Here is a 26,460-nt window from a genome sequence, read left to right as displayed (position 1 = left end):
GGTGCTACCCGGCCGGCTCCAGCCGCCACCACTGGGAGGGGGAGTCGGTGTCCTCGGCCTGCCGGACCCGGCCCTCCTCGTCGGTCTCCAGCAGCAGGTCACTGATGCACGCGACCAGCGAGACCACGCCCGGCTCGTCGAGGTGCTCCTCGACGAGCCACTCCTGCGCGCCGAAGGCGTTGGCCCGCCACACCTGCACGCGGGCGCCGCTGTCCGTCGAGGCGTTCGCCACGTCGAGCCGCCGCTCGTTGTCCTCGCTCACCACGTGGAAGATCCCGCCGCCACTGTGCACCGGCGCGATCCGCCAGCGGCGCGCCGCCACGGGCGCGGGGGGCCCGTCCGGGCCGACCCGCACCCGGGAGGCGCCCTCCAGCTGGAGGACCAGCCCGCTCTCCACGTTGCGGATCCGGTAGAGCCCCTCGGAAAGGTTCACCTGCCCCCGCCTCAGACGTCGAAGACGGCCGGGTCCGGCCCGATCCGCCGGCCCGCCGCGCCCGCGCCCAGGGCCTCCAGCGCTGCGACGTCCGCCGCGTCCAGCTCGAAGCCGAAGACGTCGGCGTTCTCCCTGATCCGGGCGGGGGTCACGGACTTCGGGATCACGACGTTCCCGAGCTGCAGGTGCCAGCGCAGCACCACCTGCGCGGCGCTGCGGCCGTACTTGGCGGCGATCTCGGTGACGGCCGGGAGGGTGAGGAGTTCCTTGCCCTGGCCCAGCGGGGACCAGGCCTCGGTCGCGATCCCGCGCTCGGCGTGCACGGCGCGCAGCTCGGCCTGCGGGAACAGCGGGTGCAGCTCGATCTGGTTCACCGCGGGGACCAGCGGGCTCTCCGCGGCGATCCGCTCCAGGTCCGCCGGACGGAAGTTCGACACGCCGACGGCCTTGGCGCGACCGCTCGCGGCGATCTCCTCGAAGGTCTTCCAGATGGAGACGAAGTCGTCGCGCATCGGGCGCGGCCAGTGGATCAGGTACAGGTCGACGTGGTCGAGTCCCAGCTTGGCCAGCGAGTCGTCGAAGGCGCGCAGCACCGCGCTCCGCTTCCACTTCCGCGAAGGCCCGTTCCACAGCTTGGTGGTGACGAACAGCTCCTCGCGCGCGATCCCGGAAGCGGCGATGCCCTTGCCGGTGCCCGCCTCGTTGCCGTAGACGGACGCGGTGTCGATGCTGCGGTAGCCCGCCTCCAGGGCCGTCCCGACGGCCCGCTCCGCCTCCGCGTCCGGGACCTGCCAGACGCCGAAGCCGAGCTGCGGCATGAGCGTGCCGTTGTTGAGCTTGATGGTGGGGACCTGGTTCACGTGTCGTTGCTTCCTCGTGTCGGCGGTACGGCGTCGTACGAGGGGCGACAACCGGCCCCCCGTACGACGTATTCCCGCGAGGCGTTCCCGGGCGGCGGCGCCTGCCGCCGCCCGGATCAGCGCGTCCCCAAGTAGGCCTCCCGTACCGACGGATCGGCCCGCACCTCCGCCGCCGTGCCCTCCGCGAGCACCGAGCCGAGGTCCAGTACGACGACACGCGCGCAGAGATCCATCACGAAGGCCACGTTGTGCTCGACCAGCAGCACCGCGCAGCCCTCCTCCTCGGCCAGCCGTCGCACCACCTTCGCGAGCTGCTCGCGCTCGGGCGCCGACATGCCGGACGCCGGCTCGTCCAGCAGCAGCACCCGCGGCGGATCGGCCACCGCGCGCGCCAGCTCCACCATGCGGGCCTGCCCGACGGGCAGCCCGCCCGCGTACGTCGTCCCCAGCGCGCCGATCCCGCAGTCCGCCAGCACCCGCTCGCCGCGGGCCCGGCGTTCCCGCTCCCTGCGGCGCCGGGTCGGCGAGGCGAGCAGATCGGCGGGCAGCCCGCCCCCGCCGCCCCGCCACTCCTGCGCGACCAGCACGTTGTCGGCCACGCTGAGCTGCCCGAACAGCTGCTGCCGCTGGAAGGTCCGGCGCATGCCGTGCCGGGCCCGCCAGACGGGGGAGCGGCGGGTGATGTCGGCGCCGTCCAGCAGCAACCGGCCCTGGTCGGGGCGCCGGATGCCGGACAGGACGTCGAACAGGGTGGTCTTCCCGGCCCCGTTCGGCCCGATCAGCCCGCACACCTCGCCCGCCCTGATCCCGAGGTCCACCCCGGCCAGCGCCTTGACCCCGCCGAAGCGCACGCCGACCCCGGTGGCCTCCAGCACGTAACCACCCTTGCCTCCGCTCACGTCCCCATCCCCAGGTAGGCCTCGGTCAGCCGGTCCTCCTCCACCTCGGCCCGCGGGCCGCACCAGGAGACCCGGCCCTGCGAGAGGTAGGCCACGGTGTCGGCGATGCCGAGGATCTCCGCGGCCTTCTCCTCCACCAGCAGCAGCGCGGTCCCGGCGTCGCGGAGTTCGGTGAGCAGCGCGTACACCCCGTCCACGATGCGCGGGGCCAGGCCGAGCGAGGGCTCGTCGGCGATGAGCACCCGCGGCGGCAGCTGCAGCAGGGGGGCCAGCGCCAGCATCTGCTGCTCCCCGCCGGACAGCGCCCCGGCGGGCACCCCGCGCCGCTCCCCGAGCCGCGGGAACCGGTCGTACACGGCGGCCCGGGCGTCGGCCTCCTTGAGGTACAGGGCCAGATTCTCCTCGATGGTGAGCGAGGGGAAGATCCCCCGCCCCTCGGGGGCGAGCACCACCCCGGCGCGCGAGCGCAGCACGGCGCCGTCGCGGGTGGCGTCCCGGCCTTGTACGTGGACGGTCCCGTTCTCGACGGGCAGCAGCCCGGCGGCCACCCGGCAGGCGGTGCTCTTGCCGGCGCCGTTGGGCCCGAGCACGGCGAGGATTTCCCCGGCCCTTACGACGAGGTCGACCCCATGGAGCACCAGCCCGCCGTCGTACCCGGCCGTTACGCCGCGCAGCTCGAGGGCGGGCGGGGCACCCCCTGCGGGGCTCCTGGGGCTCCGCCCCAGACCCTCCCCCAAGACTCCGTCATGGGGGGACCCCCACTCCTCAAACGCCGGAGGGGCTGGATCTTGGCCGGTGTCGTCCGCCTGGCGCGGCTGGTTTGCCCGCAGGGCAAATTCAGCCCCGCCGGCGTTTGAGGCGCTGGGGGTACCCCCAGCGGTAGCTGGGGGAGGGTCCGGGTCCGGAGCCCCCGACGGGTCCGGGCGGAGCCCGGTTTCGGGAAGGGGCGGGGTGGGGGAGGGCCCCGCAGGGACCAGCGCCGCCCGCCGCTTCGCGAGCCGCACCGGCACGGCCGCGCAGTACCCGTCGGGATCGTTGGCCAAGGCCAACCCGGCCAGGCCGAACAGAATCACCGGCAGATGCGCCGACTCCGTCACGTAATCCGCCAGCACCCGCGGAGCAAGCGCGAACACCAGCCCCGCCACCACCGCGTACTGCGGCCTCCGCACCCCTGCGGCGACCACCACCGCCAGCCACACCAGACCCGTCATCGCCGTGAAGTCCGTCGCCGTGATCCGGGTGTTGTACGAGGCGTACATCACGCCCCCGAAGCCCGCCAGCCCCGCCGACAGCGTGAACAGCAGCAGCTTCGTGCGCAGGACGGACACCCCCGAGGCAACCGCCGCCGCCGGCGCCGAGCGGACCGCCAGCATCGCCCGCCCCGAGGGGGAGTCCCGCAGCGCGCTCAGCCCGGCCGCGACCAGCGCGACCAGGATCACCAGGGCCACGCCCAGCGCCCGGTCGTCGGACAGGTCCACCGGCCCGAAGACCGGTCGCGGGATCGACCACCCCGAGTCGCCGTTGCGCAGCCACCGCAGCTGGAACAGCACCTGGTCCGCCAGGAACGCCAGCGCGAGGGTGGCCAGTGCCAGCGTCCTGCCCCCCAGCCGCAGCGCCGGCAGGGCGACCAGCGCCCCCAGCAGCGCGGCCACGCACGTGCCCACTGCCAGCGCCGCCACGAACGGCCAGCCGCGGCTCATCAGGAGGCCGGCCACCAGCGCGGCCCCCGTCACGAAGGTGCCCTGCGCGAGGGAGACCATCGCCCCGAGCCCCGTCACCACGGTGAAGGACATGAACACCAGCGCGATGGCGAGCCCCTGTGCCAGCAGTCCGCTCCAGAACGGGGTGGTCACGGTGTAGAAGGCGACGCACAACAGCCCGGCGCCCACGGCCCACACCCCCCACCGACGCCCCCACGAGGCCCCCGCCAGGTGGTCCACCGGCGGCGCGTCCACGGCCGCGACCCCTGCCGTGCGGGCCCGGCGGGTCAGCACCAGCAGTCCGCCGAACAGGATGAGGAAGGGCACGGCCGTCCGGAAGCCGGTGATGGACTCGGCGAAGGACGCGTACCCGGCGACCAGGTTCTGCAGGACCCCGAGCCCGAGCCCGCCCGCGAAGGCGAGCGGCACGGACGCGAAGCGCCCGATGACCGCCGCCGTAGCCGAGACGAACAGGAACAGCGTGAAATCGTGCGCCGACAGCCCCAGCAGCGGGGTCGCCAGCACGCCCGCCAGCCCGGCCAGCCCCGACGCGATCATCCACGCGACCGACGACAGCCGGTCGGCGCTGATCCCGCGCAGCTCGGTCAGCGAGCGGTTGTCGACGGCGGCCCGCAGCTGCAGCCCGAGCCTGGTGTGCCGCAGCAGCACCCACAGGGCCACCGCCACCACCGCGGTCACCACCCAGGTGATCAGCTGGTCGGAGTCGATGCCGACCCCGTCCGCGAGCTGCCAGGACTTCGCGGGGCTCGGCCCCACCCCCGGCAGCCCGAACTGGTTCTCGGCGGGTTTCACGGGCGCGCCCGCGTCCTCCAGCAGCTCCACCACCCACAGCCCGGCGGCGGGCAGGGCCACCAGCAGTCCGATGGTGGCCACGATCTGCGCCGTCTCGCCGACCCGCGCGAGCCGCCGGAACATCAGCCGGTCCAGCCCCCACCCGAGGGCCGGGGCCAGGACGAACACCACCAGCAGCGCCGCCGGCACCGCGGGCCAGCCCAGGCCCGAGTGCAGCTCGTAGAAGGTCAGGGCGCACAGGTAGGCGGTGGCCCCGTGCGCGAAGTTGAACAGCCCGGACGCCGAGTACGACAGCACCAGCCCGGTGGCGAGCAGTGCGTACAGGGCGCCGGAGACCAGGCCGCTCAGTACGAAGACGAGCAGATCACCCATAGCCTTGCCCCGCCCCTACTTGAAGGGGATGGGCTCGTAGCACTTGAACGGTACGGAGACCTCGTACGCGCCGTTCTTCAGCTGTACGAGCGCCCCGCAGCCGAAGCTGTCCTTCTGCCCCTTGGGCTCCGCCCGGTCGCCGACGAGGGTGCCGGTGTCGGAGAACTTCTGCGCGGCGGCCTGGAAGGACTCGACGGTCAGGTCCTTGCCCGCCTTCTGTGCCATGGACACGAACAGGTCGGCCGACATGTAGCCGGTCAGCATGTGCATGTTGAGCGGCACGTCCTGGCCGCCGGCCGCGGCCTTGATGTCGGCCTTGAACTGGGCCATCTGCGGGTCCGTCGACTCGAAGGGCTGGAACTGCAGCAGCACGTGCACCCCGTCGAGGGCCTGCTTGGTGGCGTCCTTGGCGAGCAGACCGGGATCGTAGTCGGTCGGGTCGGACAGCACGCCCTTGTACCCGGCGCGCTTGAGCGCGGTGAACAGCCCGATGTTGTTGGGGGTCTGCATGACGGAGACGACGGCGTCCGGCGCCTTGCCGCCCTCGCCTTCGAGGATCTCCTTGACGTACGCCGACCAGTCGCTGGGGACGGCCGTGGCGGGCACGGAGGCCTTGGCGTAGGACACCTTGAACCCGGCGCTGGCGAAGCCCTGCTGGAAGGTCCGGATGCCGAACTTCCCGGCGTCGCTGTCGTTGGCGATGATCGCGACCGACTTGCCCTGGGCGCCGCCGAGGACCTGGCCGAGGCCCTCGGGCCAGGTCTGGTTGAGGGTGCCGCCGGGGGTGGGGACCAGGCAGCCGTTGAACCCGTAGATGTACTTGGGGCCGCAGAAGGAGGGCAGGGCGCCCCAGCCGAAGGTGGGGACCTTCTCCTGCTCCAGGAAGTCGGCCCCGGAGAAGGTCACCGAGCTCATGGGCGCGATGGCGAAGACCTTGTCCTGCTGGACGAGCTTGCGGGCGGCGCTGAGGTTCTTCGCCGGGTCCTGGCCGTCGTCCTCGGCACCGAGGTACTCGATCTTGCGGCCGTTGACGCCGCCCTCGGCATTGGCTCTCATGTAGCGGGCCTTGGCGCCGAGATCGGTGTCCTTCTTGCTGTAGCCGCTGGCGCTGGTCATCGACACGATGCCGCCGACCTTGATCGACTCGGCGGTCACCCCGCGGCGGTCGCCGGGGGTGTCGCCCTGGGTTCCCTTGGAGTTGCCGTTGGTGGAGGCGGAATTACAGGCGGATACGAGTGCGAGCGCCGCTGCCGCGGCGGCCAGGGTGCGGATCGGACGCAACATGTCGGGGATCCCCTCCGGTCGGAATCCCCGCATTCTGTGCGCGACCTGACGGGCCGTCAATATCAATCACAAGCAAAGTGACGAGCCGTCAGATTTGATTGTCCTGCGTGTAGAGGGCCGAGACCTCCTTCGCGTACGCCTTCTCGATCGCCCGCCGCTTGAGCTTCAGGGAGGGGGTCAGCAGCCCCCGCTCCTCCGTGAACTGCTCGGCCAGCACCCGGAAGGTGCGGATCGCCTCCGCCTGCGAGACCAGGGTGTTGGCGGCCACCACCGCCCGCCGGACCTCCGCCGTCAGGTCCGGGTCGTTCACCAGCTCCCGCGCCGGCCGCTGCGGACGGCCGCGCATCGACAGCCAGTGCGCGATCCCCTCCATGTCCAGCGTCAGCAGGGCCGCGATGTGCGGCCGGTCGTTGCCCACGAGCACGCACTGCGAGACCAGCGGATGCGAACGGACCCGCTCCTCCAGCGCGGTCGGGGCGACGCTCTTGCCGTTGGAGGTCACCAGGATCTCCTTCTTGCGCCCGGTGATCGTGAGGTAGCCGTCCTCGTCCAGCCGCCCCAGGTCCCCGGTCGCCAGCCAACCGCCGCGCAGCACCTCCTCCGTCGCCTTGGGGTCGCCCAGGTACCCGGCGAAGACGTGCCCGCCGTGCAGCCAGACCTCCCCGTCGTCCGCGATGTGCACCGTGCTGCCCGGGATGGGACGGCCCACCGTGCCGTACTTCGTCGCCCCCGGCGGATTCGCGGTGGCCGCCGCGCACGACTCCGTCAGCCCGTACCCCTCGAAGACGGTGATCCCGGCCCCGTCGAAGAACAGCCCGAGGCGGCGCGACATCGCCGACCCGCCCGACATGGCGTGCCGCACCCGGCCGCCCAGCGCCTCGCGGACCTTGCCGTAGACGAGCTTCTCGAAGAGCTGGTGCTCCATCCGCAGCCCGGCCGAGGGTCCCGGCCCGGTGCCGAAGGCCTTGGCCTCGCGCGCCTCCGCGTACCGGACGGCCGTCTCCACCGCCCGGTCGAACGGTCCCTGACGGCCCTCCGCCTCGGCCTTGCGGCGAGCGGCCGCGAAGACCTTCTCGAACACGTGCGGGACCCCGAGCACGAACGTCGGCCGGAACGCGGCCAGGTCCGGCAGCAACTCGGCCGCCGCCAGCACGGGTTGGTGCCCGAGCTTGACCCGCGCCCGGACGGCGGCCACCTCCACCATCCGCCCGAACACGTGGGCCAGCGGAAGGAAGAGCAGGGTGGACGGCCGCTCACCCGGCCCGGCCTGGAAGACCGACTCCCAGCGGGTGACCATGGTGTCGGCCTCGTACATGAAGTTGGCGTGCGTGAGCACGCACCCCTTGGGCCGGCCGGTGGTCCCGGAGGTGTAGATGACGGTGGCGGTCGCGTCGGGGGTCACGGCCCCGCGATGGCGGTGCACCACGTCCTCGGCGACCCCGGCCCCGTCCGCGAGGAGCTCCTCGACGGCGCCCGCGTCCAGCTGCCAGAGCCGGCGCAGCAGGGGGAGCCCGTCGACGACGGAGCCCACCGTCATCGCCTGGTCCTCGTCCTCCACGACGCAGGCCGTGCACGCGGAGTCGTACAGGATCCACTGGACCTGCTCGGCGGACGAGCTCGGATAGACGGGGACGGGCTGGGCGCCGATCGCCCACAGCGCGAAGTCGAAGAGCGTCCACTCGTACCGCGTGCGGCACATGAGCGCGACCCGGTCCCCGAACCCCACCCCCTGAGCCAGCAGCCCCTTGGCGAGCGCGAGCACCTCGGCGGCCAGCTCCCCGGAGGTGACGTCGCGCCAGACCCCGTCGGTCTTGCGGCCCAGCACCACCCGGTCGGGCTCCTGCCGCGCGTACTGGAACACGACGTCGGCGAGCCCGCCGACGGGCGTACCCGTGACGACGGGTGGGACGGTGATCTCCCTCAAGCCCCGGCTCCTCTCCGCGCGCCGCGGTGAACTTACCGCACGGTAAACGGAGGTTGATCGGCACCGGTACACCTCCACAAGACCTCCTCAGCCGGGTGTCACGTCCGGCCCCGCCGGGCGGGCATCCAGCCCCGCCGGCGTTTGAGGCGCGGGGTCCGGGGCGGAGCCCCGGGGTGCCCGCACCGAGGTCAGCCCGCACGCGTCAGCCGGTCCGCCCCGGACAGCACGGCGGCGGCCAAGGCTTCCGCGGCAGCCGAAACGCGCGGCCCCTGCAGCAGCGCGAACTCCACCGGCCCCAACTCCGGCAGCCCGCCCACCCGCACCAGCCCCGGCGGGATCAGCCCCCGCGTATGGGCCATCACCCCCAGCCCGGCCCGCGCCGCAGCGATCAGCCCGCTCAGGCTGCCGCTCGTGCACGCGATCCGCCAGCCCCGCCCCTCCCGCTCCAGCACCTCCAGCGCCCGGGCCCGGGTGATCCCCGGCGGCGGGAACACGATCAGAGGGACCGGCCGGTCCGGCTCGACCCGCAGCCCCTCCGCCCCGATCCACACCATCCGGTCCCGCCACACCAGCCGCCCCCGCTCGTCCCCGGGTCCGCGCCGCTTGGCCAGGACGAGGTCCAGCCGCCCGGCGTCCAGCCGCTCGTGCAGGGTTCCCGAGAGCTCCACCGACAGCTCCAGATCCACCTCGGGGTGCTCGTGCCGGAAGCCCTCCAGGATCTCGGGCAGCCGGGTCAGCACGAAGTCCTCCGAGGCCCCGAAGCGCAGCCGCCCCCGCAGCCGCGTCCCGGTGAAGAAGGCCGCCGCCCGCTCGTGCGCCTCCAGGATCGTCCGCGCGAAGCCGAGCATGGCCTCACCGTCCTCCGTCAGCTCCACGCTGTGGGTGTCCCGGACGAACAGCGGCCGGCCGGTCGCCTCCTCCAGCCGCCGTACGTGCTGGCTGACCGTGGACTGCCGTACGCCGAGCCGAGCGGCGGCCTGCGTGAAGCTCAGCGTCTGGGCCACCGTGAGGAAGGTGCGCAGCTGGACAGGGTCGTACATACCGCCCATTCTACGGCGCTCATCACAGATCGAGATGACAGTGAGTGCGGTGTGCAGGTTTCCCGATCACCACCCCGCCCCCGACGATGGAGGGGAGAAGCCCCGCCCCGACAGCAAGTGAGCACCCGCACATGCGCCGCCCGCACCTCCCCGCCTGGCTGCCCCTGGACCCGTACATACTGGCCCTGCTCGGCACCGTCGGCCTCGCCGCCCTGCTCCCCGCCCGCGGCCCGGCCGCCACCGTCGCCGACGGGGCCTCCACCGCGGCCGTGGCCCTGCTCTTCTTCCTCTACGGGGCCAGGCTCTCCACCCGCGAGGCCCTCGACGGCCTGCGCCACTGGCGGCTCCACCTCACCGTGCTGGCCTGCACCTTCCTCCTCTTCCCCCTCCTCGGCCTGGCGGCCCGCGGCCTGGTGCCCACCCTGCTCACGCCCCCGCTCTACGCAGGTCTGCTCTTCCTCTGCCTGGTCCCCTCGACCATCCAGTCCTCGATCTCCTTCACCTCGATCGCCCGGGGCAACGTCCCGGCCGCGATCTGCGCCGGCTCCTTCTCCAGCCTCGCCGGGATCCTGCTCACCCCGCTCCTCGCGGCCGGCCTGCTCGGCGGGGGCGCGGGCGGCTTCTCCCTGGACTCCCTCCTCAAGATCGTCCTCCAGCTCCTGCTGCCCTTCCTCCTGGGCCAGACCCTGCGCCGCTGGGTCGGCGGGTTCCTCGTCCGCCACAAGAAGGTGCTGGGCTACGTCGACCGCGGCTCGATCCTGCTCGTCGTGTACGCGGCCTTCAGCGCGGGCATGGCCGCCGGCATCTGGCACCAGGTCAGCCTCCCGCGCCTCGGCGCCCTGCTGCTGGTGGAGGTCGTACTCCTCGCGGTCATGCTCCTCGTCACCTGGTACGGCGCGGCCCGCCTCGGCTTCGGCCGGGCGGACCGCATCGCCATCCAGTTCGCCGGGTCGAAGAAGAGCCTCGCCGCCGGACTGCCCATGGCCAGCGTCCTGTTCGGCGCCCAGGCGAGCCTCGCGGTGCTCCCGCTGATGCTCTTCCACCAGATGCAGCTGATGGTCTGCGCGGTCCTCGCCCGCCGCCGCGCCCAGGACCCGGCGGATCCCGCGGACCCCAAAGCCTCCACCGAGCCCACAGCCCCCACCGAACCCGAACTCACCGCCGACCATGTGGCGGACGTCTCGCTCCCGCCCCAACAGCCCACCGGCCAGGCCCGATAACGTGCGGTGGTGACCTGGATACGCCCGCTCGCCGCCCACGCCGAACGCCCCTGCACCCTGGTGGTCTGCCGCGGCTGCTGCTGCGGCGACCCCAGTAAGAACCCTGGCAGCGACCACGCCGGACAGCTCGCCCGGCTGCGCGCGGCCGCCGCCGAGTCCGGGGGCCGGCTGGCCGTCCGTACGAGCGACTGCCTCGGCCCCTGCGCCCAGGCCAACGTGATCGTGGTCCAGCCCACCAGCGAGGCCCGCCGTCGCGGAGCGCGCGCGGCCTGGTTCGGCTGGGCCCTGGACGACACCGCGACCGACGAGATCATCGCCTGGGCAACATCCGGCGGCCCCGGCTCCACGCCGGTCCCGCCCACCCTGGACCTCCACCGCATCGAACCCCCGGAACCGAAACCGTCCCCGAACGCCACCCGCCGCGGCCGCCGGGGGCGGTGACGTCCGGCGCACCGCTACCGAGTGATCCGTTCCTCGCCCGCGTAGATGTTCATGTCCGGCCCCCGCAGGAAGCCGACCAGGGTCATGCCCGACTCCAGGGCCAGGTCCACGGCGAGCGAGGACGGCGCGGAGACCGCCGCCAGCACCGGGACGCCGGCCATCACGGCCTTCTGGACCAGCTCGAAGGAGGCCCGGCCCGAGACCAGGAGGATCGCGCCCGCCAGGGGGAGCAGGCCGGACTGCAGGGCCCGGCCGACGATCTTGTCCACCGCGTTGTGTCGACCCACGTCCTCGCGCAGGTCCAGCAGCTCCCCCTGCGCCGTGAACAGCCCGGCCGCGTGCAGCCCGCCCGTGCGGTCGAAGACCTTCTGGGAGGCGCGCAGCCGGTCCGGCAGCTCGCCGAGGACGTCCGCCGGGATCCGCACCGGATCGTCCGCGATCCCCGGGAAACGGCTCGCCGTACGGACCGCGTCCAGGCTCGCCTTCCCGCACAGGCCGCAGGAGGAGGTGGTGTAGACGTTCCGCTCCAGCGTGATGTCCGGCACCGGAACCCCGGCGGCCAGCTGCACGTTGACCACGTTGTAGGTGTTCGAACCGTCCTCCGTGGCGCCCTCGCAGTAGGTGACGGCCTGCACCTCGGAGGCGGAGCCCAATACGCCCTCGCTCACCAGGAAGCCCGCCGCCAGCGCGAAGTCGTCACCAGGCGTGCGCATCGTGATGGCGAGGGGCTTGCCGTTCAGCCGTATCTCCAGCGGCTCCTCGGCCACGAGGGTGTCCGGGCGGATCCCCTCCACGCCGTTCCGGATCCGGACGACGCGGCGGCGCTCGGTGACCCGTCCCATGGTGATCAGTCCATCCTTCTTCTCGCCCTCATCCGACGAGGCCATTGTCCCGGTTCCATTTCGGGCGCCGTCCCGACAGGTGGATCCTCGGGACTCTCCAAATTCCGGCCCCCGAATCCTGTCGGGTCACGCGCCCCCGTACCGGCCAGTAGCAGGCGAAGCTGGGTGATCCTGACTTCCGTACGAGGGGGGACCCCGCCCATGACCGGTTCACGAGTGGTGGCGCTAGGGCACTACCAGCCCGCGAAAGTGCTCACCAACGAGGACCTCGCGGCCATGGTCGACACCACCGACGAGTGGATCCGCTCTCGCGTCGGCATCCGCACCCGCCACATGGCGGGCCCGGACGAACCCGTCGACGAGCTGGCCTTCCAGGCCGCGGGCAAGGCGCTGGCCGGCGCCGGCCTGACCCCGGACGACATCGACCTCGTCCTGGTCGCCACCTCCACCGCGATCGACCGCTCGCCCAACATGGCCGCGCGCGTCGCCGCCAAGCTGGGCATGGGCAGCGGCCCCGCGGTGATGGACCTCAACGTGGTCTGCTCGGGCTTCACGCACGCCCTGGCCACCGCCGACCACGCCATCCGGGCCGGCTCCGCCACCCGCGCGCTGGTCATCGGCGCGGACAAGATGACCGAGATCACCGACTGGAGCGACCGCTCCACCTGTGTGCTCACCGGTGACGGCGCCGGCGCGGCCGTCGTCGAGGCCTGCGAGGAGCACGAGGAGCCGGGCATCGGCCCGGTGCTGTGGGGCTCGGTCCCGGAGATGGGCAACGCCGTCCGCATCGAGGGCTCGCCGCCGGTCTTCGCGCAGGAGGGCCAGTCCGTCTACCGCTGGACCACCAGCCAGCTCCCGCCGCTCGCCCGCAAGGTCTGCGAGAAGGCCGGGGTCCTCCCCGAGGACCTGGCCGCGGTCGTCCTGCACCAGGCCAACCTGCGGATCATCGAACCCCTCGCCGCCAAGATCGGCGCCGTCAACGCGGTCGTCGCCCGTGACGTCGTCGACTCCGGCAACACCTCGGCCGGCAGCATCCCGATGGCCCTGTCCAAGCTGGTCCAGCGCGGCGAGATCCCCTCGGGCGCCCCGGTCCTGCTCTTCGGCTTCGGCGGCAACCTCTCCTACGCGGGCCAGGTCATCCGCTGCCCGTAGCTCCCGGTGCCCGCACCGAGCCGATCCCCATGCAGGAGCCCCACGCAGGAGCCCCCGGCACCGAGTGCCGGGGGCTCCTGCGCGCATGCGTGCAGGTCAGCACGGCGTGGCGGAAGTTCGGGCGCCCGGAAAAGTGGTCTGGGCCCCGTCAAACCTTTGCTATTGTTGTCCATGTCGCCGCGGGAAACCGGGGCCGACCACCTAGTCCGGGTGGCGGAATGGCAGACGCGCTAGCTTGAGGTGCTAGTGCCCTTTATCGGGCGTGGGGGTTCAAGTCCCCCCTCGGACACAGAGAAAGAACCCCACTTCGGTGGGGTTCTTTTGCGTTTCCCGACCGGGTCGCGCCCTTCCACCCCCTCAGGTCCCCAGAACCACCAGCCCGCCCGGGGTCGTCAGGCTGCCCGGGGTGACCGGGGTGAAGGTGTGGGGGAGGGCCAGGCGCGGCTGGTCGGGGTCCAGGGGGGCGTCGAACAGGTACGCGGCCCCCGCCGCGGTGTCGCTGACCAGGTGCGGGCCGTCGGCCTGGGCCGCGGCGCCGGTGAGCGGGGTCCGGAACAGCCGGCGCAGGTGGCGCAGGGTCTCCGCGGTGACCGGTGCCTTCACCGGCCGGGGCGGCAGCGCGGCCGAATCCCCGGGCACCGCCGGCGCGTCCGGCGGGATCGCCCCCGACAGCAGCAGGGCCAGCAGGACCGGGACGGCCTTGCGGCGCAGGGCCTCGGTGGCCGAGCGCAGCCGGTGGGCGTGGGTGGCGGGCAGGGAGAGCGCGAGGCTGCCCGCGGCGTCTCCGGTGGCGATCGGGACCGCCGAGCAGACGACCCCGGGGGAGTACTCGCGCAGGTCGAAGACGGGCGCGCCCGGTGCCACCGCGTCGAGCGCGGTGAACAGGGCCCGGCTGTCCGTGATGGTCTGCGGGGTGAGCCGGGCCGGCCGGTGCCGGGCCACGTGGTCGGCGCGCCGGTCGTGGTCGAGCTGGGTCAGCAGGCACTTGCCGACCGCGCTGGCGTGCGCGGCGGCCCGGAAGTCCACCCACTCCCGCACCGGCGGGGCCCCCGGCCCGTCCGCCATCTGCGTGATCCGGACCTCCCCCTCGGCGTACCGGCTCAGGTACACCGCCGCGCCCGCGCTGTCCCGGGCCAGGGCCAGCGTGCGCTGGAGCTGGCCCGCCAGGCCGAGGCCGCCCGGGGCGGCGAGCCGGTCCAGGGCGGGGCCGCGCCCGTACACCCCCGCGCCCGGCCGGTACGCGTACTCCTCCTCGCAGAGCATGGCGAGCAGCGGGACGAGTTCCGCCTCGGCCAGCCCGGTCTCCCGCCGCAGCTGCGCGGTCCGCACGCCGAGCGGGTGCCGTTCGAGGACCCGTACGACGGCCAGCGCGCGCCGGGCCTCCGCCAGCGCCTCGCTCGTCCCCGCCTGTACGACGGTCCCGCGGGCGGCGGCCGTCAGCGCCGGGTGGCGCAGCGGCCCGGTGGCCCGCGCGGGCACGGCCGGCGCCGCGGCGGGCACGGTCGTGGTCGTGGTCGCGGTCACCGTCACGACGGCGGGCGGCGGCGGCCGGAAGGCGGCCAGCACGCCGGACACCCCGGGCCTCGGCAGCGGTACCGGGCCCAGATCGGGATCGTCGAGCTGGTCCACGTACCGCAGGACGGCGGCCTGTGCGCACAGCCGCACCTCACGCAGGTCCCGTCGGCCGCCCGGCCGGAAGCCGCGCCGGCCCAGCTCGCGCGCCCAGTGCCGGGCGTCGTGGTGCTCGCCGCGCCGGGAGTGGTCGAGGAAGAGGCAGTACGCGGCGGCCGTCGTCCGCGCGCTGCCCCAGCCGGCGGCGAACTGCCACCAGAAGCGGGCGCCTTCGCGCAGCCCGGCCAGGTGGAGCAGGCAGCCGAAGACGGTGGCCCCGGCCAGGTCGGTGCGCCCGCCCGCGGCGAAGGAGTCCAGCTGGAGGGCGGCCTTGGGCGCGCACACGGTGGCCAGGCAGGCGGCCTTGAGGTCGCGCCGGGCCCGTTCGGAGTCGAGCGGACAGTCCCGCGTCGGGTCGCTCCACCCGTAGGCGGAGCGGCGCCGGGCGCGGTGGCCGGGGACGGGGGTGTGCGGGGTGGCGCGCAGCAGCCGGGCCTCGGCCGCGCCGAGGTCGTAGTGCGGGTAGCGGTCGCGGACGCCGGCCCGGGCCAGGAACTCGGCCAGGGAGCGGGGGGTCGCGTCGTCGTCCTGGGGGCCGTGCCGTTCGTATCGCTTCATGATCCGGCTGATTCCGCGGAGTCGGCGCCGTCCGTACGGTCGGCCGGATCCGCTGACGTGTCGAGCAGTCGGGCGAGCCGGCGGTGGGCCTGGCCGAGGTAGGAGCGGACGGTGGCCTCGTCCACGCCCATCACGGCGGCGGCCTCGCCGGGGGAGCAGCGCAGTCCGTACCGTAGGAGCACGGCGTCGCGCTGCCGTTCGGCGAGCCGGGAGACCGCGGAGTAGAAGCGGATGGTGTCGGTCAGCACCTCGTACTGATCGGCGTGCGCCTCCTTCAGCGCGGCCTCGAAGGCACTGATGTCCATCGGCTCCGGTCGGCGCCGCCAGGGGTCGAGGCGGTGCTGCCGGTCGACTATGCACTGCTTGAGGACGGTCCAGGCATAGGCGTCGAGTCGGTCCATGTGGAGCATCCGGAGCCACTCGGCCATGATCGAGTCGAAGGTGGCGTCCACCGCCTCCTCCGCCGCCGCGTCCGAGCCCAGCTGCAGGTACGCGAAACGCATGTACGCGGGCCGCCGATTGGCGTGGAAGGCCCAGTACGACACCCGCGCCGCCGGATCCCACTGGCTCATGGGTGTCGGCCGTCGCCGTCGGCTCGGCAGTCCCACGGCCCCACCGGACTCCTCCGGTCCGCCATCGCTCACCGTTCCACCTCATCCCCTGTGCGGAGACAGGAAATCAGCGCGGGCGCACTCGGAGGGCGCAGAGGAGAAACCTGGAAATATTACGTTCGGTGATGATCGAGTCGTGATCGGTGTCGATCACGCGGGGGCCTTGCCGGACGCATACGCATATGCCGGTCCCGTATGCCGTCCCGCGGGCCTCCCCGCCGGTCGGGCGCGGGGCCGTCCGCCTGTAGCATGGGCGCGATCGCGAGGGCCGTGACGGAGAGGTCACAGCCCTCGCTTTTGCGTTAGTCCGCCCATGAACAAATCCGGCGCGGGGCGTTTCGGCGGTTCGATACGATGAACCCCGTACATAGACCGTCACGTCACGTGGTACCGCACATATGAAATGGAGCATCCGAGGATGGCTCGACACCTGATCACCAGCGCGCTTCCGTACATCAACGGGATCAAGCACCTGGGCAACATGGTCGGGTCGATGCTTCCGGCGGATGTGTACTCCCGGTACCTCCGCCAGCGCGGCCACGACGTCCTCTACATCTGCGCCACCGACGAGCACGGCACCCCCGCCGAACTCGCCGCGAAGGAGGCCGGCCTCTCGGTCGCCGAGTTCTGCGCGCAGGCCCACGACGCCCAGAAGGCGGTCTACGACGGCTTCGCGCTGTCCTTCGACTACTTCGGCCGCAGCTCCTCCGTGCAGAACCGCGAGATCACCCAGCACTTCGCGCGCAAGCTGCAGGAGAACGGCTTCATCGAGGAGCGCGCGATCCGGCAGGTCTACTCGCCGGTCGACGGCCGCTTCCTGCCGGACCGCTACGTCGAGGGCACCTGCCCGCACTGCGGCTACGACAAGGCCCGCGGCGACCAGTGCGAGAACTGCACCCGCGTCCTGGACCCCACGGACCTGATCGAGCCCCGCTCGGCCATCTCCGGCTCCACCGAGCTGGAGGTCCGCGAGACCAAGCACCTCTTCCTGCTGCAGTCCAAGCTCCAGCACGAGGTCGAGGCCTGGGTCTCCGAGCACGAGGCCGAGTGGCCGCAGCTGGCCTCCTCCATCGCCCGCAAGTGGCTGACCGAGGGCCTGCACGACCGCGCCATCACCCGCGACCTCGACTGGGGCGTCCCCGTCCCGGCCGACACGTGGCCGGAACTGGCCGCCGACGGCAAGGTCTTCTACGTCTGGTTCGACGCGCCGATCGAGTACATCGGCGCGACGAAGGAATGGTCCGACCTGAACCCGGCCGACCGCGACTACAAGTCGTGGTGGTACGAGGCCGAGGACGTCCGCTACACCCAGTTCATGGCCAAGGACAACGTCCCGTTCCACACGGTGATGTTCCCCGCCACCGAGCTGGCCACCCGCGAGCCGTGGAAGAAGGTCGACTACGTCAAGGCCTTCAACTGGCTGACGTACTACGGCGGCAAGTTCTCCACCTCGCAGAAGCGCGGCGTCTTCACCGACCAGGCCCTCGAAATCCTGCCGGCCGACTACTGGCGCTACTTCCTCATCGCCAACGCGCCCGAGTCCGACGACTCGTCCTTCACGTGGGAGCACTTCACCACCACGGTCAACGGGGACCTCGCCAACACCCTCGGCAACTTCGTCAACCGCGTGCTCTCCTTCTCCCGCAAGCGCTTCGGCGACGCCGTCCCGGCCGGCAACGCCGCCGGTGAGGTCGAGGCCAAGCTCGGCGAGCAGATCGCCGAGCTGCTCGCCGAGTACGAGGGCCACATGGAGGCCCTCCAGTACCGCAAGGCCGCGGCCGCGCTGCGCGCCCTGTGGTCGGCCGGCAACTCCTACCTGGAGGAGAAGGCCCCCTGGCTGGAGATCAAGACCGACGAGGACGGCGCGGCGCTCACCCTGCGCACCGCGATGAACCTCATCCACCTCTACTCGGTGGTCTCCGAGCCCTTCATCCCGGCCTCGGCGCACGCCATGCGCACCGCCTTCGCGCTCGCCGACGACACGGCGGCGTGGATCACCCCGGAGCAGGCCAAGTCGCTGGACGCGGTCCCGGCGGGGACGCCGTTCACCGTGCCGCCGGTGCTCTTCGCGAAGATCACCGACGAGGACCTGGAGTCCTACCGCGAGCGCTTCGGCGGCTCCCCGGAGGCCTGAGCCTTCGAGTTGACGACTCCGTGAGGGGCGCGACCCGGTCGAGGGTCGCGCCCCTCACGCGTGTCCGGGGTGGCGGTGGCAGGGGCAACCCACGGATTCCAGGGGGTCCAGGGGTTCCATGCTCCGAGCATGGGGCGGGGTGGAGGCGGGTGCCGTGGCGTACCGAGTCGAACGAGTGAGCGAAAGGATAATGGACGGGGGGAGGTATGGGAGGTCCACCATGGATGTCGTCGTACTGATCGGCCGCCTGCTGTTCGTTGCCCTGTTCGCCGTTTCGGCCTTGGGCCACCTGACCAAGACCTCGCAGATGGCGGCCTACGCCGCCTCGCGCGGAGTGCCCCTGGCCGTCCCCGCCACGATCGTCAGCGGACTGGTCCTGCTCGTGGGCACCGTCAGCATCGGCGTGGGCCTCTGGGCCGACATCGGGGCCCTCGCGCTGGCCGCGTTCTGCTTCGCGACGGCCCCGATGATGCACGCCTTCTGGAAGGAGAGCGACCCGCAGGCCCGGATGGCGGAGCAGGTGCACTTCTTCAAGGACACGGCGCTGGGCGGCGCGTCACTGGTGATGTTCGCGTTCTTCGCCTACGCCTGTCACGACCTCGGGCTGACGGTCACCGGCCCCGCGCTGACGATCGGCTGAGCCGGGCCGGTCAGCAGGCAGTCCTCGAAGAAGCCGAGGCAGCGCAGGTGATAGGAGCGGGCCGCGTATCCCAGGCTGATGTTGTGGCCCGCCCCGGGCTGGCGGTCCACGCACAGCCGTGGCGCGGCGGTCAGCCGGGACCGGAGCTCGGTGAGGGCCTCCGCGTCGTGCCGCCACCAGGTCTCGTGCTCGGCGAAGGTGAAGCGTACGGGTACGCGGACGCGGGCCGCGACACCCCGGAACAGCTTCGGCCAGCGGAGGATGTCCGCCTGCTCCCGGGACGGGACGGGGGCGACGATCGAGCCGCCGGTGGTGAAGGTGCTCGGCGGGTAGAGGCCCAGCGGCCCCCAGCTCCGTCTGCCGCCCCGGGCGGCACCTTCACGCGAGAGGGCGTCCGGCGCGTACCGGTGGCCGCAGCCGGAGACCTCGACGCCGAGCAGGTCGGGTGCGGCGTGGTCGGCGGCGGTGAGCAGCGCGACCTTCCCGCCGAACGAGTGGGCCAGCAGGAAGAGCCCGGCCCCCGTGGGGAACCGGGCGCGGTAGTCGCGCAGGGCGGCGGCGAGCGTGGCCGCCTGCTCGGCGAGCGCCTGCCCCTCGGGGAGCGGGCCAGCGGACTGCCCGTAGCCGGGCCGGTCCACGGACAGGACGGTGAACCCGAGCCGGGCTCCCAGGGTGAGCAGGGACAGGTCGGGCAGGGCCTGGCCGTCGAAGTAGCCGGCGTTCATGCCGGCCCCGTGCACCGCGACGACGGTTGCCCGCGGAGCGCCGCCCCGGGGCACGCAGAGCAGCGCGGACAGCGGGATCCCGGAGGCGTTCAGGCTGATCCGGCGCACCCCCCGGGAGGTGCCCGCGGGTGAGGTGGTCATGCCGCCGGCGCAGTGTCGAGGGAGGCGGGCGCGCCCGGCCCGGGACCGGCCTTCCGGATCGGGACGGGCCGGGCTGATCCGGCCCGATCCGAAAGGCAGGCCCTGCCGGTCGGCCCAGCGCCGACGATGATGACGTCCGTGTCCACGGACATCATCCTGTGCTCGGATTTTCGTATTCACCGTGTGACGCGCCGGACCGGGAACCCAGGCTGAGCCGTACGGACCGCCCCGCGGCCCGAAGCGGGCCCGACACGCCCCGAAGTCACCCCCCGGAACGGGATCTTGGCCTGTCTGCCGCGTATCGAACCCCCGCCGTGATCGTTTCTTCAGACGTAACCCCTACATCTGCTGCGGAATTCGGGAGGACGCGCGGTGACCGCTTGGCAGTACTTCGCCGGGGCCGGTCTGGTGGCGGTGCTCTGCCCCCTGCACGGCCACGTGGCGGTCGCGGGCGACGGCGACGGGCGCGGAGCCCGGGTCGACGTGTGCGTGCCGGGGGGCGGGCCCGGGCGGCCCGCGGCCCGGCCTTCCGGGTCGCCCTCGGTGCGGGCGGCCGTGCCCGGCGCCGACCGGCCGACCGTCCACCACCCGGGCACGGGCCCCGCCCCGGCCGGTTCGCCGCGCCCGCGGGACCCCGAGCGGCCGGAGCCGGCCGCGCCCGCGGCGAAGGCGGGGGCCGGTGACGCGAAGCCGCCGCCACCCGCACCGGCGCCGGCCGGACCGGAGGCCGACGCCGCCCCGGCGGACGCCACCGCCGCGCCCCGGCCCAGGGCCGCGGCCGCGCCCGTGAGTGCCTTCCACGTGCGCCCGTACCGGTCCGCGGCCCTGCAGCGGCGCGACCCTGGCGGACTGTCCACCGTGATGCTCATGGCGGTCGTCACGACCCCGGCCGTACTCGCCGCGGCCGCCCTGCGTCCGCGCTCCAAGAGCCGCGGCTGACCGCCGCCGCGGCCCGCGCGCACCACCATCCACCCCACCCACACCGGGAGAACCCACGTGTCCGAATGGCTGGTCCTGGCCATCGCCATGGCGCTCGTCTGCGCCCTCGTCCTCACCATCACCGCGATCCGGCACCGCCGGGCCGCGGACGACGAGGACACCAGCGAAACCCCCGACGTCATCGAGTACATGACGATGATGGTGGGCGTGGTCTACGCGATCGTGCTGGGCCTGGCCATCGCCGGAGTCTGGGAGGCGCGCGGCGCCGCCGAGGACAGCGTCCGCCGCGAGGCGCAGGCCCTGTACGAGGTCACCCAGCGTGCCGATGTCTACCCGGCCGCCGTCCGCGACCGGATCCGGGGCGAGGTGGACGCGTACGTCTCCCACACGGTCTCCGTGGACTGGCCGCGGCTGACCTCCGGCGACGCGGCCTCCGCGGAGGGGGGCCGGCTGCTGGGCAAGCTGCGCAGCGACGTCACCCACCAGAGCCCGACCACCGAACTCCAGGCGCAGGCCTACCAGCCGCTGCTGGACCACATCGCGGCCGCCGACGACGCCCGGCACTCCCGGACCCAGAGCTCGGAGTCCACGCTGCCGGCGGTGGTGTGGTTGGGGCTGCTGGTGGGCGGAGTGGTCACCGTCGGGCTGATCTTCACCCTGCAGATCAGGCGCTCGGGGCGGGAGCTGCTGCTGGCCGGGCTGTTCAGTGCGCTGATCGTGTTCCTGCTGTTCATGGTGTGGAGCTTCGACGCGCCGTTCGGGCGGGCCGGGATCGACTCGGCCGCGCCGTTCCAGGACCTGTTCCCGGACACGGTGACGGCGGCGGCCGCCCGCTGAGGGGACCCGGCTTCAGGACAGTCCGCTCCCGGAGAGGGCCGCGCGCTGCCGGACCGCCTGCACCACCGGTGAATGCCGCAGGGCGTGGGAGATCCGCAGCAGGTCGCGCGGCCCCTCGACGGTGTCGCCGTGGTCGTCCCCGGCGTCGATGACCCGGCCCTCGGGGTCCGCGGTACGGGCCTGTACGGCGGCCGCGACCATGGCGGCGTCGGCCACCGCGCGGGCGGTCTCCTCGCCGGCCCCCTCGACGAGGGCCCGCTCGTAGGCGTCGTCCCGCAAGTGGCGGTCGAAGTACGGGCCCAGGTGCAGGAACCCGTCGTGGATGTCCGACTCGCGCTGGATCACGCGCAGTTCGGCGGCGGACCACCAGGCCATGTGCACGGTGGGGGTACCGCTGGGCGCGGAGATCTGCACCTCCTGCCAGAGCCAGCCGAGCCTGCGGTACCTCCTCCAGATGTCCCAGGTGTCCGACAGCTTCTGGCAGACCAGGGGGAGGACGAAGCCGATCGCGCTGACCAGGGCACCCATGGAGGCCAGGGGCGGGGCGACGAGCGTACTGAGGAAGTCGAGGTCGTGGCCGGTCCAGCGGGCGACGACGGCCGTCATCTTGGTGGCGTCGTAGCTGAGGTTGAACATGTAGCCCGCGACGATGATCATCAGTCCGGCCCGGAGCCAGCCGCGCACCTGGAGCGACCAGCGCCAGCACATGGCCACCATCACCAGCGCGGCCACGTTGTGCGCCACCAGGTAGAGCGCGATCATCTCGCGGATGTACGGGGTGTTCGCGTAGTGGGTGTCCAGGTCGCGCAGCCGCTCTTCCGGAGCCTCGCCCAGGGCGAAGAGCACGATCAGGACCACGATCACGAGGCCGTAGCCGAGGATCCAGCGCTGCGAGACGCGGCGGGTCTGCTCGGGAGGGCCGCCCCGCCAGTTGACGACGAGCACCAGGCAGGAGGCGCTGAACGCGGTGAGCAGGCAGTACACCAACGGTGCCGAGATGTTGGGAACCCCGGTCCAGCGGTTGACCGCACCGATGGTGGGCGGGGCGGCGAAGGCGAACACCGCAGCCGCCAGGGTCAGCAGGGCCACTACCGAACGCAGCAGCGGATCGCGCCAGTTGTGGCGCAGGGCCGGCAGCTTGACGGCGAGCGCGATCGCCATCGCGACCGCCGGTATGTAGTAGTCCTTGCCGTTCAACGGTCGTTCCTGTGCCCCCGGTAGCCGAGCGAGGCCTCGATCCGGCCCGCCAGGTGGTCGCGCTGCGCCGGAGCGCGGTGGCTCGCCGATCCGGCCAGCCAGGTCCGGCAGCGGCTGCCCAGCAGCAGGCCGAAGGTCTCGGCCTCGGTCTCCTCCTGCACGTCGGCGCGGGTGCGCGCGGCGACACGGCGGACCGTCTCGCCGATGTCGGCCTCGTCGGACAGCAGTCGGGCGGCCACGGCGGCGCCGTCGACGTGGTGGCTGCAGTGACCGGCCTTCATGTGCCACAGCTCGTGCCCGAGGATCACCAACTGGTGGTCGGGCGCGGTGCGTTCCTCGACGACCACGAGGTCGCGGTCCGCCATGTCGAGCCACAGGCCGCTGGCCGTCCCCGGCGGGAACGAGGCCATCCGGAACTCCACCGGTCGGCCGCGGTGTCTGCTCATGCCCTCGCACAGGGCGGCGTAGAGGTCCACGGGTTCCACGGGTGCGGTCAGCCGGATGCCGGCCACCAGCTCCCCGCACAACCGCCGCTGCTCTCTGCCTATGCTCACCGTTCTCCCCGTCGGCGTGGATCCGGATCAGGATTCAAGGATCAGACCCAGACTTTCGACTGGGTCAGGATTCATTCGGTTTGACGCTCTCAAGGAGCATGTCCAGCCATTCGGTGACCTTGTCCCGGTGCTTGTCGCTCGGCAGTTGGGCGGCGCGCCAGGCGATGCCCCGTACGCCGTGGTTCTGGAGGAGTCTTGCCAGCGGATCGCCCGTCGATGCGGCCGCGGCCGGTACGGTTTCCCGCGCGCGGCCGGCGAAGTCCTGGAGCAGCTGCTGCTCGGTCCGCTGGAGGGCGTCGGTGAGGGCGTCCGCGTCGTGGGCGGTGAGGAACCCGGCGTGCACCCCGAAGAAGCGCTGGATGGCGTCGCAGTGCTCCATGGTGGGGCGGCGGTCGCCGTTGATCAGCGCGCCCGCCTGCTGCCGGGACATGCCGGCGCCGTCGGCGATCTCCTGCTGGGTGTAGCGCCGGCCGTTGGGCTTGACCCGGGTGCGCCGCAGCAGATCGAGACGCTGGAGGAAACGGGCCTGCAGATCGGGTTCGCCGGCCGGCCTGCCGTCGAGCAGGGTCCTGACCACGTCGGTGGGCACGCCGGAGGCCTCGGAGAGGCGCCGCAGGTCGAAGACCTGGTTCCGATCGTGCCCCATCTTGGCCGCGAGTTCGGCGACGCGCACCACTGTGGCTGCCAGGGGTACGTGGGCCACCGCGACGGGAGCCGGGAAGCCGTCTGTCACCAGTGGTTCTCCTAGATCGCGCGAAGTCGGTACGGGCACGTGGCCAGCTTCTGGAATCTAGCCGTTCCGGCCCGGAAGGGCTAGAACGTGCCACAGCTGTGGCGGGAATGAGCTGTCAAGAGGCTGGAATTGCCACAATAGTTGACACTCGAATGAAGTCGGTAGCAGGATCGCCACACGGAAATGAAGATCCATACCGTGAGGGAGGGGGAGCTCTCGGTGCCACATCTCGCAGCGGTGGGCCCGTCCGATGGCCTCGCCCGAGCCGGTGAAGAGCGCCTGGCGGCCGATGAGTCCGCACGCGGCGCCGTACGGTCGGAGCGACGCAAGGAGATTTTGCGCCAGCGCCGTGAGGAACTGGGCCTGAGCCAGGAAGACCTCGCCGCCCGGCTGCGCATCAGTGTGCGTGCGTACGGGAACTGGGAGCGCGGCCTGGTCAAGGAGTGGACGGACCGCAAACTGATCGCCCTGGCCGAGGCCCTGGAGATGAGCGAGCGGCAGTGCTTCTGGCTGTTCCGCGTCATGGTCGACCGCGACCCGCCGCCCACGTGGCGGGCGGCGGAGGAGAACCGACTGCCGGAGGACCCCGCTCAGCGCGACTACCTGTGCGACTACGCGGCCCTCATGGAGTCCATGCCCTACCCGACCTTCCTGGTCGACCACCGCTGGGACGTCGCGCTCACCAATTCGGCCTTCGACCAGCTCTTCCAGTCCGTACGGCCACATCCGACGGCCCTGCCGGACGACAACTTCCTGCGCTTCGTGCTGTTCCACCCGGACGCGGCGGGCGTGCTGGAGGACCACGAGCCGGCCTGGTGCGTACCGCTGCTCGCGCAGTTCGCGACCGCGCTGGCCGAGGCGCCGGAGGACGAAGGGCTGCGCAGCATCCGCCAGGAGGTGGCCCGCGACCCGTTCATGGAGGCGGCCTACCGGTACGGGGTGCCGCACTGGCTGAGCAAGCGCGGGGCCGAAGCCGCCGAGCAAGACGGGGCGGTGCGCACCGTGCGCCACCCCGACCCGCGGTGGGGGGTCGTACGCTGCCGGATGGTGGCCGAATCCAGCCGAATGCTGGACGAGATGGGACTGACCCGGGTCACCCTGGTCCTCTCGGCGCCGCAGGGCGCACCGCTGGGCCCCGTCCGGGGCAGCGGGATCGCGTACCCGCAGGGCGCCAGACTGCGCGCCGTGCCGCCGCTGGGGGAGTGACCGGGCGCAGGTGACCGGACGGGGGAGACTGGTGCCGGAAGGTCGCGTGCCACGGATCCCATCCCGTGTCACCGATCGTGGCACGGGGTGCGGTGACGGCGAAGGGCGGTAAGGGCGTGCGGCTGACGATCCTCGGTGGGGGCGGCTTCCGCGTGCCGCTCGTCTACGGAGCACTGCTCGGCGACCATGCCGAGGGCCGGGTGTCCCATGTGACGCTGTACGACGAGGACCCGGCGCGGCTCACCGCCATGGCCCGGGTGCTCGCGGACCAGGCCGCGGCCGCCGGGGTGCCGGACGCACCCGCCGTCACGGCCACCGGGGACCTCGACGAGGCCCTGCGCGGGGCCGACTTCGTCTTCTCCGCCATCAGGGTGGGAGGCCTGGAGGGCCGTGCCGCCGACGAGCGGATCGCCCTGGCCGAGGGAGTGCTGGGCCAGGAGACGGTGGGCGCGGGCGGGATCGCGTACGGCCTGCGGACCGTGCCGGTGGCCCGGGAGATCGCGCGCAGGATCGCCCGTACCGCCCCCGAGGCGTGGGTCATCAACTTCACCAATCCGGCCGGGCTGGTCACCGAGGCGATGGCCGAGGAGCTCGGCGCGCGGGTGATCGGCATCTGCGATTCCCCCGTGGGCCTCGGCCGGCGCATCGCCCGGCTGCTCGGGGCCCGGCCCGGGGAGGCGTGGATCGACTACGTCGGCCTCAACCACCTGGGGTGGGTGCGCGGGCTGCGCATCGGCGGCCGCGACGAACTGCCCCGGCTGCTGGCCGACACCGCGGCCCTGGAGTCCTTCGAGGAGGGGCGGCTCTTCGGTGCCGAGTGGCTGCGCTCGCTCGGCGCGATCCCGAACGAGTACCTCCACTACTACTACTTCAACCGTGACACCGTACGGACGTACCAGGAGGCCAAGCAGACGCGCGGGGCCTTCCTGCGCGACCAGCAGCGGGGCTTCTACGCCGAGGCCGGCCGGGCCGGGCAGCCCGCCGGCGCGGCCCTCGCCGCCTGGGACCGGACCCGGGCCGAGCGCGAGGCCACGTACATGGCCGAAAACCGCGAGGCGGCCGGCGTGGGCGAGCGCGACGAGAGCGACCTGGAGTCCGGCGGCTACGAAAAGGTCGCGCTCGCGCTGATGCGGGCCATCGCGCGCGACGAGCGGGCCACGCTGATCCTGAACGTCCCCAACCGCTCCACGCTGGCCGTCCTCGACGCCGAGGCGGTGATCGAGGTCCCCTGCCTGGTCGACGCCAACGGAGCCCATCCGGTGGGCGTCGAGCAGCTGCCGCTGCACGCGGTGGGGCTGGTGACGGCCGTCAAGGCGGTCGAGCGGGAGGTCCTGGCGGCCGCGGCGAGCGGTTCCCGGTCGGCCGCGGTGAAGGCCTTCGCGCTGCATCCGCTGGTGGACTCGGTGGGGGTGGCCCGGCGGCTGCTGGACGGGTACGCGGCGACCCACCCGGGCCTGGCCTACCTGCGCTGATTCCGGCCGGGTGCCACCCGTTCGGTCCTGCGCCGGGTGCGGGGCGGCAGGGGCGCTGTGAG

Annotated in this window: 22 protein-coding genes, 1 tRNA gene and 1 pseudogene; 10 read left to right on the top strand and 14 right to left on the bottom strand. The window is 72.7% G+C overall.

Annotated elements, in window-relative coordinates:
- Positions 1-4 precede the first annotated feature (4 nt).
- The 7 genes from OG625_RS06820 to OG625_RS06790 all read right to left on the bottom strand — a co-directional run bounded on the left by OG625_RS06820 (position 5) and on the right by OG625_RS06790 (position 9,325).
- Positions 5-433: an RICIN domain-containing protein gene (locus tag OG625_RS06820; RefSeq protein ID WP_329377318.1), complete on the bottom strand. Its 429-nt coding sequence runs from the start codon at positions 431-433 to the stop codon at positions 5-7.
- An 11-nt stretch (positions 434-444) separates the two neighbouring features.
- Positions 445-1,293: an aldo/keto reductase gene (locus OG625_RS06815; RefSeq protein ID WP_329377316.1), complete on the bottom strand. Its 849-nt coding sequence runs from the start codon at positions 1,291-1,293 to the stop codon at positions 445-447.
- A gap of 116 nt (positions 1,294-1,409) precedes the next feature.
- Positions 1,410-2,192, bottom strand: coding sequence for an ABC transporter ATP-binding protein (locus OG625_RS06810; protein ID WP_329377314.1), 783 nt, complete (start codon positions 2,190-2,192; stop codon positions 1,410-1,412).
- Positions 2,189-5,077 carry an ABC transporter permease subunit gene (locus OG625_RS06805; protein ID WP_329377312.1) on the bottom strand — a complete coding sequence of 963 codons (2,889 nt, stop codon included), beginning with the start codon at positions 5,075-5,077 and terminating at the stop codon, positions 2,189-2,191. The genes OG625_RS06810 and OG625_RS06805 overlap by 4 nt, the downstream gene beginning before the upstream one ends.
- Before the next feature lie 15 nt (positions 5,078-5,092).
- Positions 5,093-6,361 (bottom strand): ABC transporter substrate-binding protein, encoded by a 1,269-nt coding sequence (locus OG625_RS06800; protein WP_329377311.1) that lies wholly within the window; start codon positions 6,359-6,361, stop codon positions 5,093-5,095.
- Positions 6,362-6,449: 88 nt separating this feature from the next.
- Positions 6,450-8,285, bottom strand: coding sequence for an AMP-dependent synthetase/ligase (locus tag OG625_RS06795; protein WP_329377309.1), 1,836 nt, complete (start codon positions 8,283-8,285; stop codon positions 6,450-6,452).
- Positions 8,286-8,473: 188 nt separating this feature from the next.
- The gene (locus tag OG625_RS06790; RefSeq protein WP_329377307.1) at positions 8,474-9,325 is read right to left on the bottom strand and encodes a LysR substrate-binding domain-containing protein; all 852 of its coding nucleotides are present in this window, start codon (positions 9,323-9,325) and stop codon (positions 8,474-8,476) included.
- A gap of 131 nt (positions 9,326-9,456) precedes the next feature.
- Here OG625_RS06790 and OG625_RS06785 point away from each other — a divergent pair, with 131 nt between their 5' ends.
- Both OG625_RS06785 and OG625_RS06780 read left to right on the top strand, forming a co-directional pair.
- Positions 9,457-10,545, top strand: a complete 1,089-nt coding sequence (locus OG625_RS06785; protein ID WP_329377305.1) for a bile acid:sodium symporter family protein — start codon at positions 9,457-9,459, stop codon at positions 10,543-10,545.
- Between the two features lie 9 nt (positions 10,546-10,554).
- Positions 10,555-10,986, top strand: coding sequence for a (2Fe-2S) ferredoxin domain-containing protein (locus tag OG625_RS06780; RefSeq protein ID WP_329377303.1), 432 nt, complete (start codon positions 10,555-10,557; stop codon positions 10,984-10,986).
- A 14-nt stretch (positions 10,987-11,000) separates the two neighbouring features.
- Here OG625_RS06780 and fdhD read toward each other — a convergent pair whose 3' ends face one another.
- A complete protein-coding gene (gene fdhD / locus OG625_RS06775) occupies positions 11,001-11,828 on the bottom strand; it encodes a formate dehydrogenase accessory sulfurtransferase FdhD (RefSeq protein WP_329390483.1) in 828 nt (275 codons plus the stop codon).
- 201 nt (positions 11,829-12,029) lie between these two features.
- On the opposite strand from fdhD, the gene OG625_RS06770 reads away from it, so the two are divergent.
- Positions 12,030-12,980 carry a beta-ketoacyl-ACP synthase III gene (locus tag OG625_RS06770; protein ID WP_329377301.1) on the top strand — a complete coding sequence of 317 codons (951 nt, stop codon included), beginning with the start codon at positions 12,030-12,032 and terminating at the stop codon, positions 12,978-12,980.
- A gap of 204 nt (positions 12,981-13,184) precedes the next feature.
- Positions 13,185-13,269, top strand: a tRNA-Leu gene (locus OG625_RS06765).
- Positions 13,270-13,649: 380 nt separating this feature from the next.
- On the opposite strand, the pseudogene OG625_RS06760 reads toward OG625_RS06765, so the two are convergent.
- Together OG625_RS06760 and OG625_RS06755 are read right to left on the bottom strand one after the other, a co-directional pair.
- Positions 13,650-14,369 (bottom strand): annotated as a pseudogene (locus tag OG625_RS06760) (IclR family transcriptional regulator domain-containing protein); the annotation flags it as partial.
- Between the two features lie 836 nt (positions 14,370-15,205).
- Positions 15,206-15,781 (bottom strand): RNA polymerase sigma factor, encoded by a 576-nt coding sequence (locus tag OG625_RS06755; protein ID WP_329377299.1) that lies wholly within the window; start codon positions 15,779-15,781, stop codon positions 15,206-15,208.
- A gap of 457 nt (positions 15,782-16,238) precedes the next feature.
- Here OG625_RS06755 and metG point away from each other — a divergent pair, with 457 nt between their 5' ends.
- Together metG and OG625_RS06745 are read left to right on the top strand one after the other, a co-directional pair.
- Positions 16,239-17,954: a methionine--tRNA ligase gene (metG, locus tag OG625_RS06750; RefSeq protein ID WP_329377297.1), complete on the top strand. Its 1,716-nt coding sequence runs from the start codon at positions 16,239-16,241 to the stop codon at positions 17,952-17,954.
- Positions 17,955-18,174: 220 nt separating this feature from the next.
- The gene (locus tag OG625_RS06745) at positions 18,175-18,594 is read left to right on the top strand and encodes a DoxX family protein (protein ID WP_329377295.1); all 420 of its coding nucleotides are present in this window, start codon (positions 18,175-18,177) and stop codon (positions 18,592-18,594) included.
- Here OG625_RS06745 and OG625_RS06740 read toward each other — a convergent pair.
- A complete protein-coding gene (locus OG625_RS06740) occupies positions 18,546-19,460 on the bottom strand; it encodes an alpha/beta hydrolase (protein WP_329377293.1) in 915 nt (304 codons plus the stop codon). The genes OG625_RS06745 and OG625_RS06740 overlap by 49 nt on opposite strands.
- Before the next feature lie 372 nt (positions 19,461-19,832).
- Here OG625_RS06740 and OG625_RS06735 point away from each other — a divergent pair, with 372 nt between their 5' ends.
- Positions 19,833-20,399 (top strand): hypothetical protein, encoded by a 567-nt coding sequence (locus tag OG625_RS06735; RefSeq protein ID WP_329377291.1) that lies wholly within the window; start codon positions 19,833-19,835, stop codon positions 20,397-20,399.
- A gap of 57 nt (positions 20,400-20,456) precedes the next feature.
- Positions 20,457-21,236 (top strand): bestrophin-like domain, encoded by a 780-nt coding sequence (locus OG625_RS06730; protein ID WP_329377290.1) that lies wholly within the window; start codon positions 20,457-20,459, stop codon positions 21,234-21,236.
- A 12-nt stretch (positions 21,237-21,248) separates the two neighbouring features.
- Here OG625_RS06730 and OG625_RS06725 read toward each other — a convergent pair whose 3' ends face one another.
- The 3 genes from OG625_RS06725 to OG625_RS06715 form a co-directional block, all read right to left on the bottom strand.
- Entirely contained in the window at positions 21,249-22,433 is a 1,185-nt protein-coding gene (locus OG625_RS06725) for an MAB_1171c family putative transporter (protein WP_329377287.1), read from the bottom strand.
- Positions 22,430-22,987 (bottom strand): toxin-antitoxin system, toxin component, encoded by a 558-nt coding sequence (locus OG625_RS06720; protein ID WP_329377285.1) that lies wholly within the window; start codon positions 22,985-22,987, stop codon positions 22,430-22,432. Before OG625_RS06720 ends, OG625_RS06725 begins: the two co-directional genes overlap by 4 nt.
- Positions 22,988-23,051: 64 nt before the next feature.
- The gene (locus tag OG625_RS06715; protein ID WP_329377283.1) at positions 23,052-23,720 is read right to left on the bottom strand and encodes a helix-turn-helix domain-containing protein; all 669 of its coding nucleotides are present in this window, start codon (positions 23,718-23,720) and stop codon (positions 23,052-23,054) included.
- 219 nt (positions 23,721-23,939) lie between these two features.
- On the opposite strand from OG625_RS06715, the gene OG625_RS06710 reads away from it, so the two are divergent.
- Entirely contained in the window at positions 23,940-24,926 is a 987-nt protein-coding gene (locus tag OG625_RS06710; RefSeq protein WP_329377281.1) for a helix-turn-helix domain-containing protein, read from the top strand.
- Positions 24,927-25,042: 116 nt separating this feature from the next.
- Positions 25,043-26,398, top strand: coding sequence for a 6-phospho-beta-glucosidase (locus tag OG625_RS06705; RefSeq protein ID WP_329390481.1), 1,356 nt, complete (start codon positions 25,043-25,045; stop codon positions 26,396-26,398).
- Positions 26,399-26,460: the final 62 nt, after the last annotated feature.

Origin of the sequence: Streptomyces sp. NBC_01351 (genome assembly GCF_036237315.1) — a bacterium.
GTDB lineage: Bacteria > Actinomycetota > Actinomycetes > Streptomycetales > Streptomycetaceae > Streptomyces.
The sequence above is the reverse complement of the archived record's forward strand: the minus strand, read 5'-3'. Positions and strand labels throughout refer to the sequence as shown.

Bases quoted from the DNA above. Each gene is read 5' to 3' on its own strand.
- OG625_RS06740 (WP_329377293.1), bottom strand. From the start codon at position 19,460: ATGACCACCTCACCCGCGGGCACCTCCCGGGGGGTGCGCCGGATCAGC.
- OG625_RS06800 (WP_329377311.1), bottom strand. From the start codon at position 6,361: ATGTTGCGTCCGATCCGCACCCTGGCCGCCGCGGCAGCGGCGCTCGCA.
- OG625_RS06755 (WP_329377299.1), bottom strand. From the start codon at position 15,781: ATGAGCCAGTGGGATCCGGCGGCGCGGGTGTCGTACTGGGCCTTCCAC.
- OG625_RS06745 (WP_329377295.1), top strand. From the start codon at position 18,175: ATGGATGTCGTCGTACTGATCGGCCGCCTGCTGTTCGTTGCCCTGTTC.
- OG625_RS06770 (WP_329377301.1), top strand. From the start codon at position 12,030: ATGACCGGTTCACGAGTGGTGGCGCTAGGGCACTACCAGCCCGCGAAA.
- fdhD (WP_329390483.1), bottom strand. From the start codon at position 11,828: ATGGGACGGGTCACCGAGCGCCGCCGCGTCGTCCGGATCCGGAACGGC.
- OG625_RS06790 (WP_329377307.1), bottom strand. From the start codon at position 9,325: ATGTACGACCCTGTCCAGCTGCGCACCTTCCTCACGGTGGCCCAGACG.
- metG (WP_329377297.1), top strand. From the start codon at position 16,239: ATGGCTCGACACCTGATCACCAGCGCGCTTCCGTACATCAACGGGATC.
- OG625_RS06785 (WP_329377305.1), top strand. From the start codon at position 9,457: ATGCGCCGCCCGCACCTCCCCGCCTGGCTGCCCCTGGACCCGTACATA.
- OG625_RS06805 (WP_329377312.1), bottom strand. From the start codon at position 5,077: ATGGGTGATCTGCTCGTCTTCGTACTGAGCGGCCTGGTCTCCGGCGCC.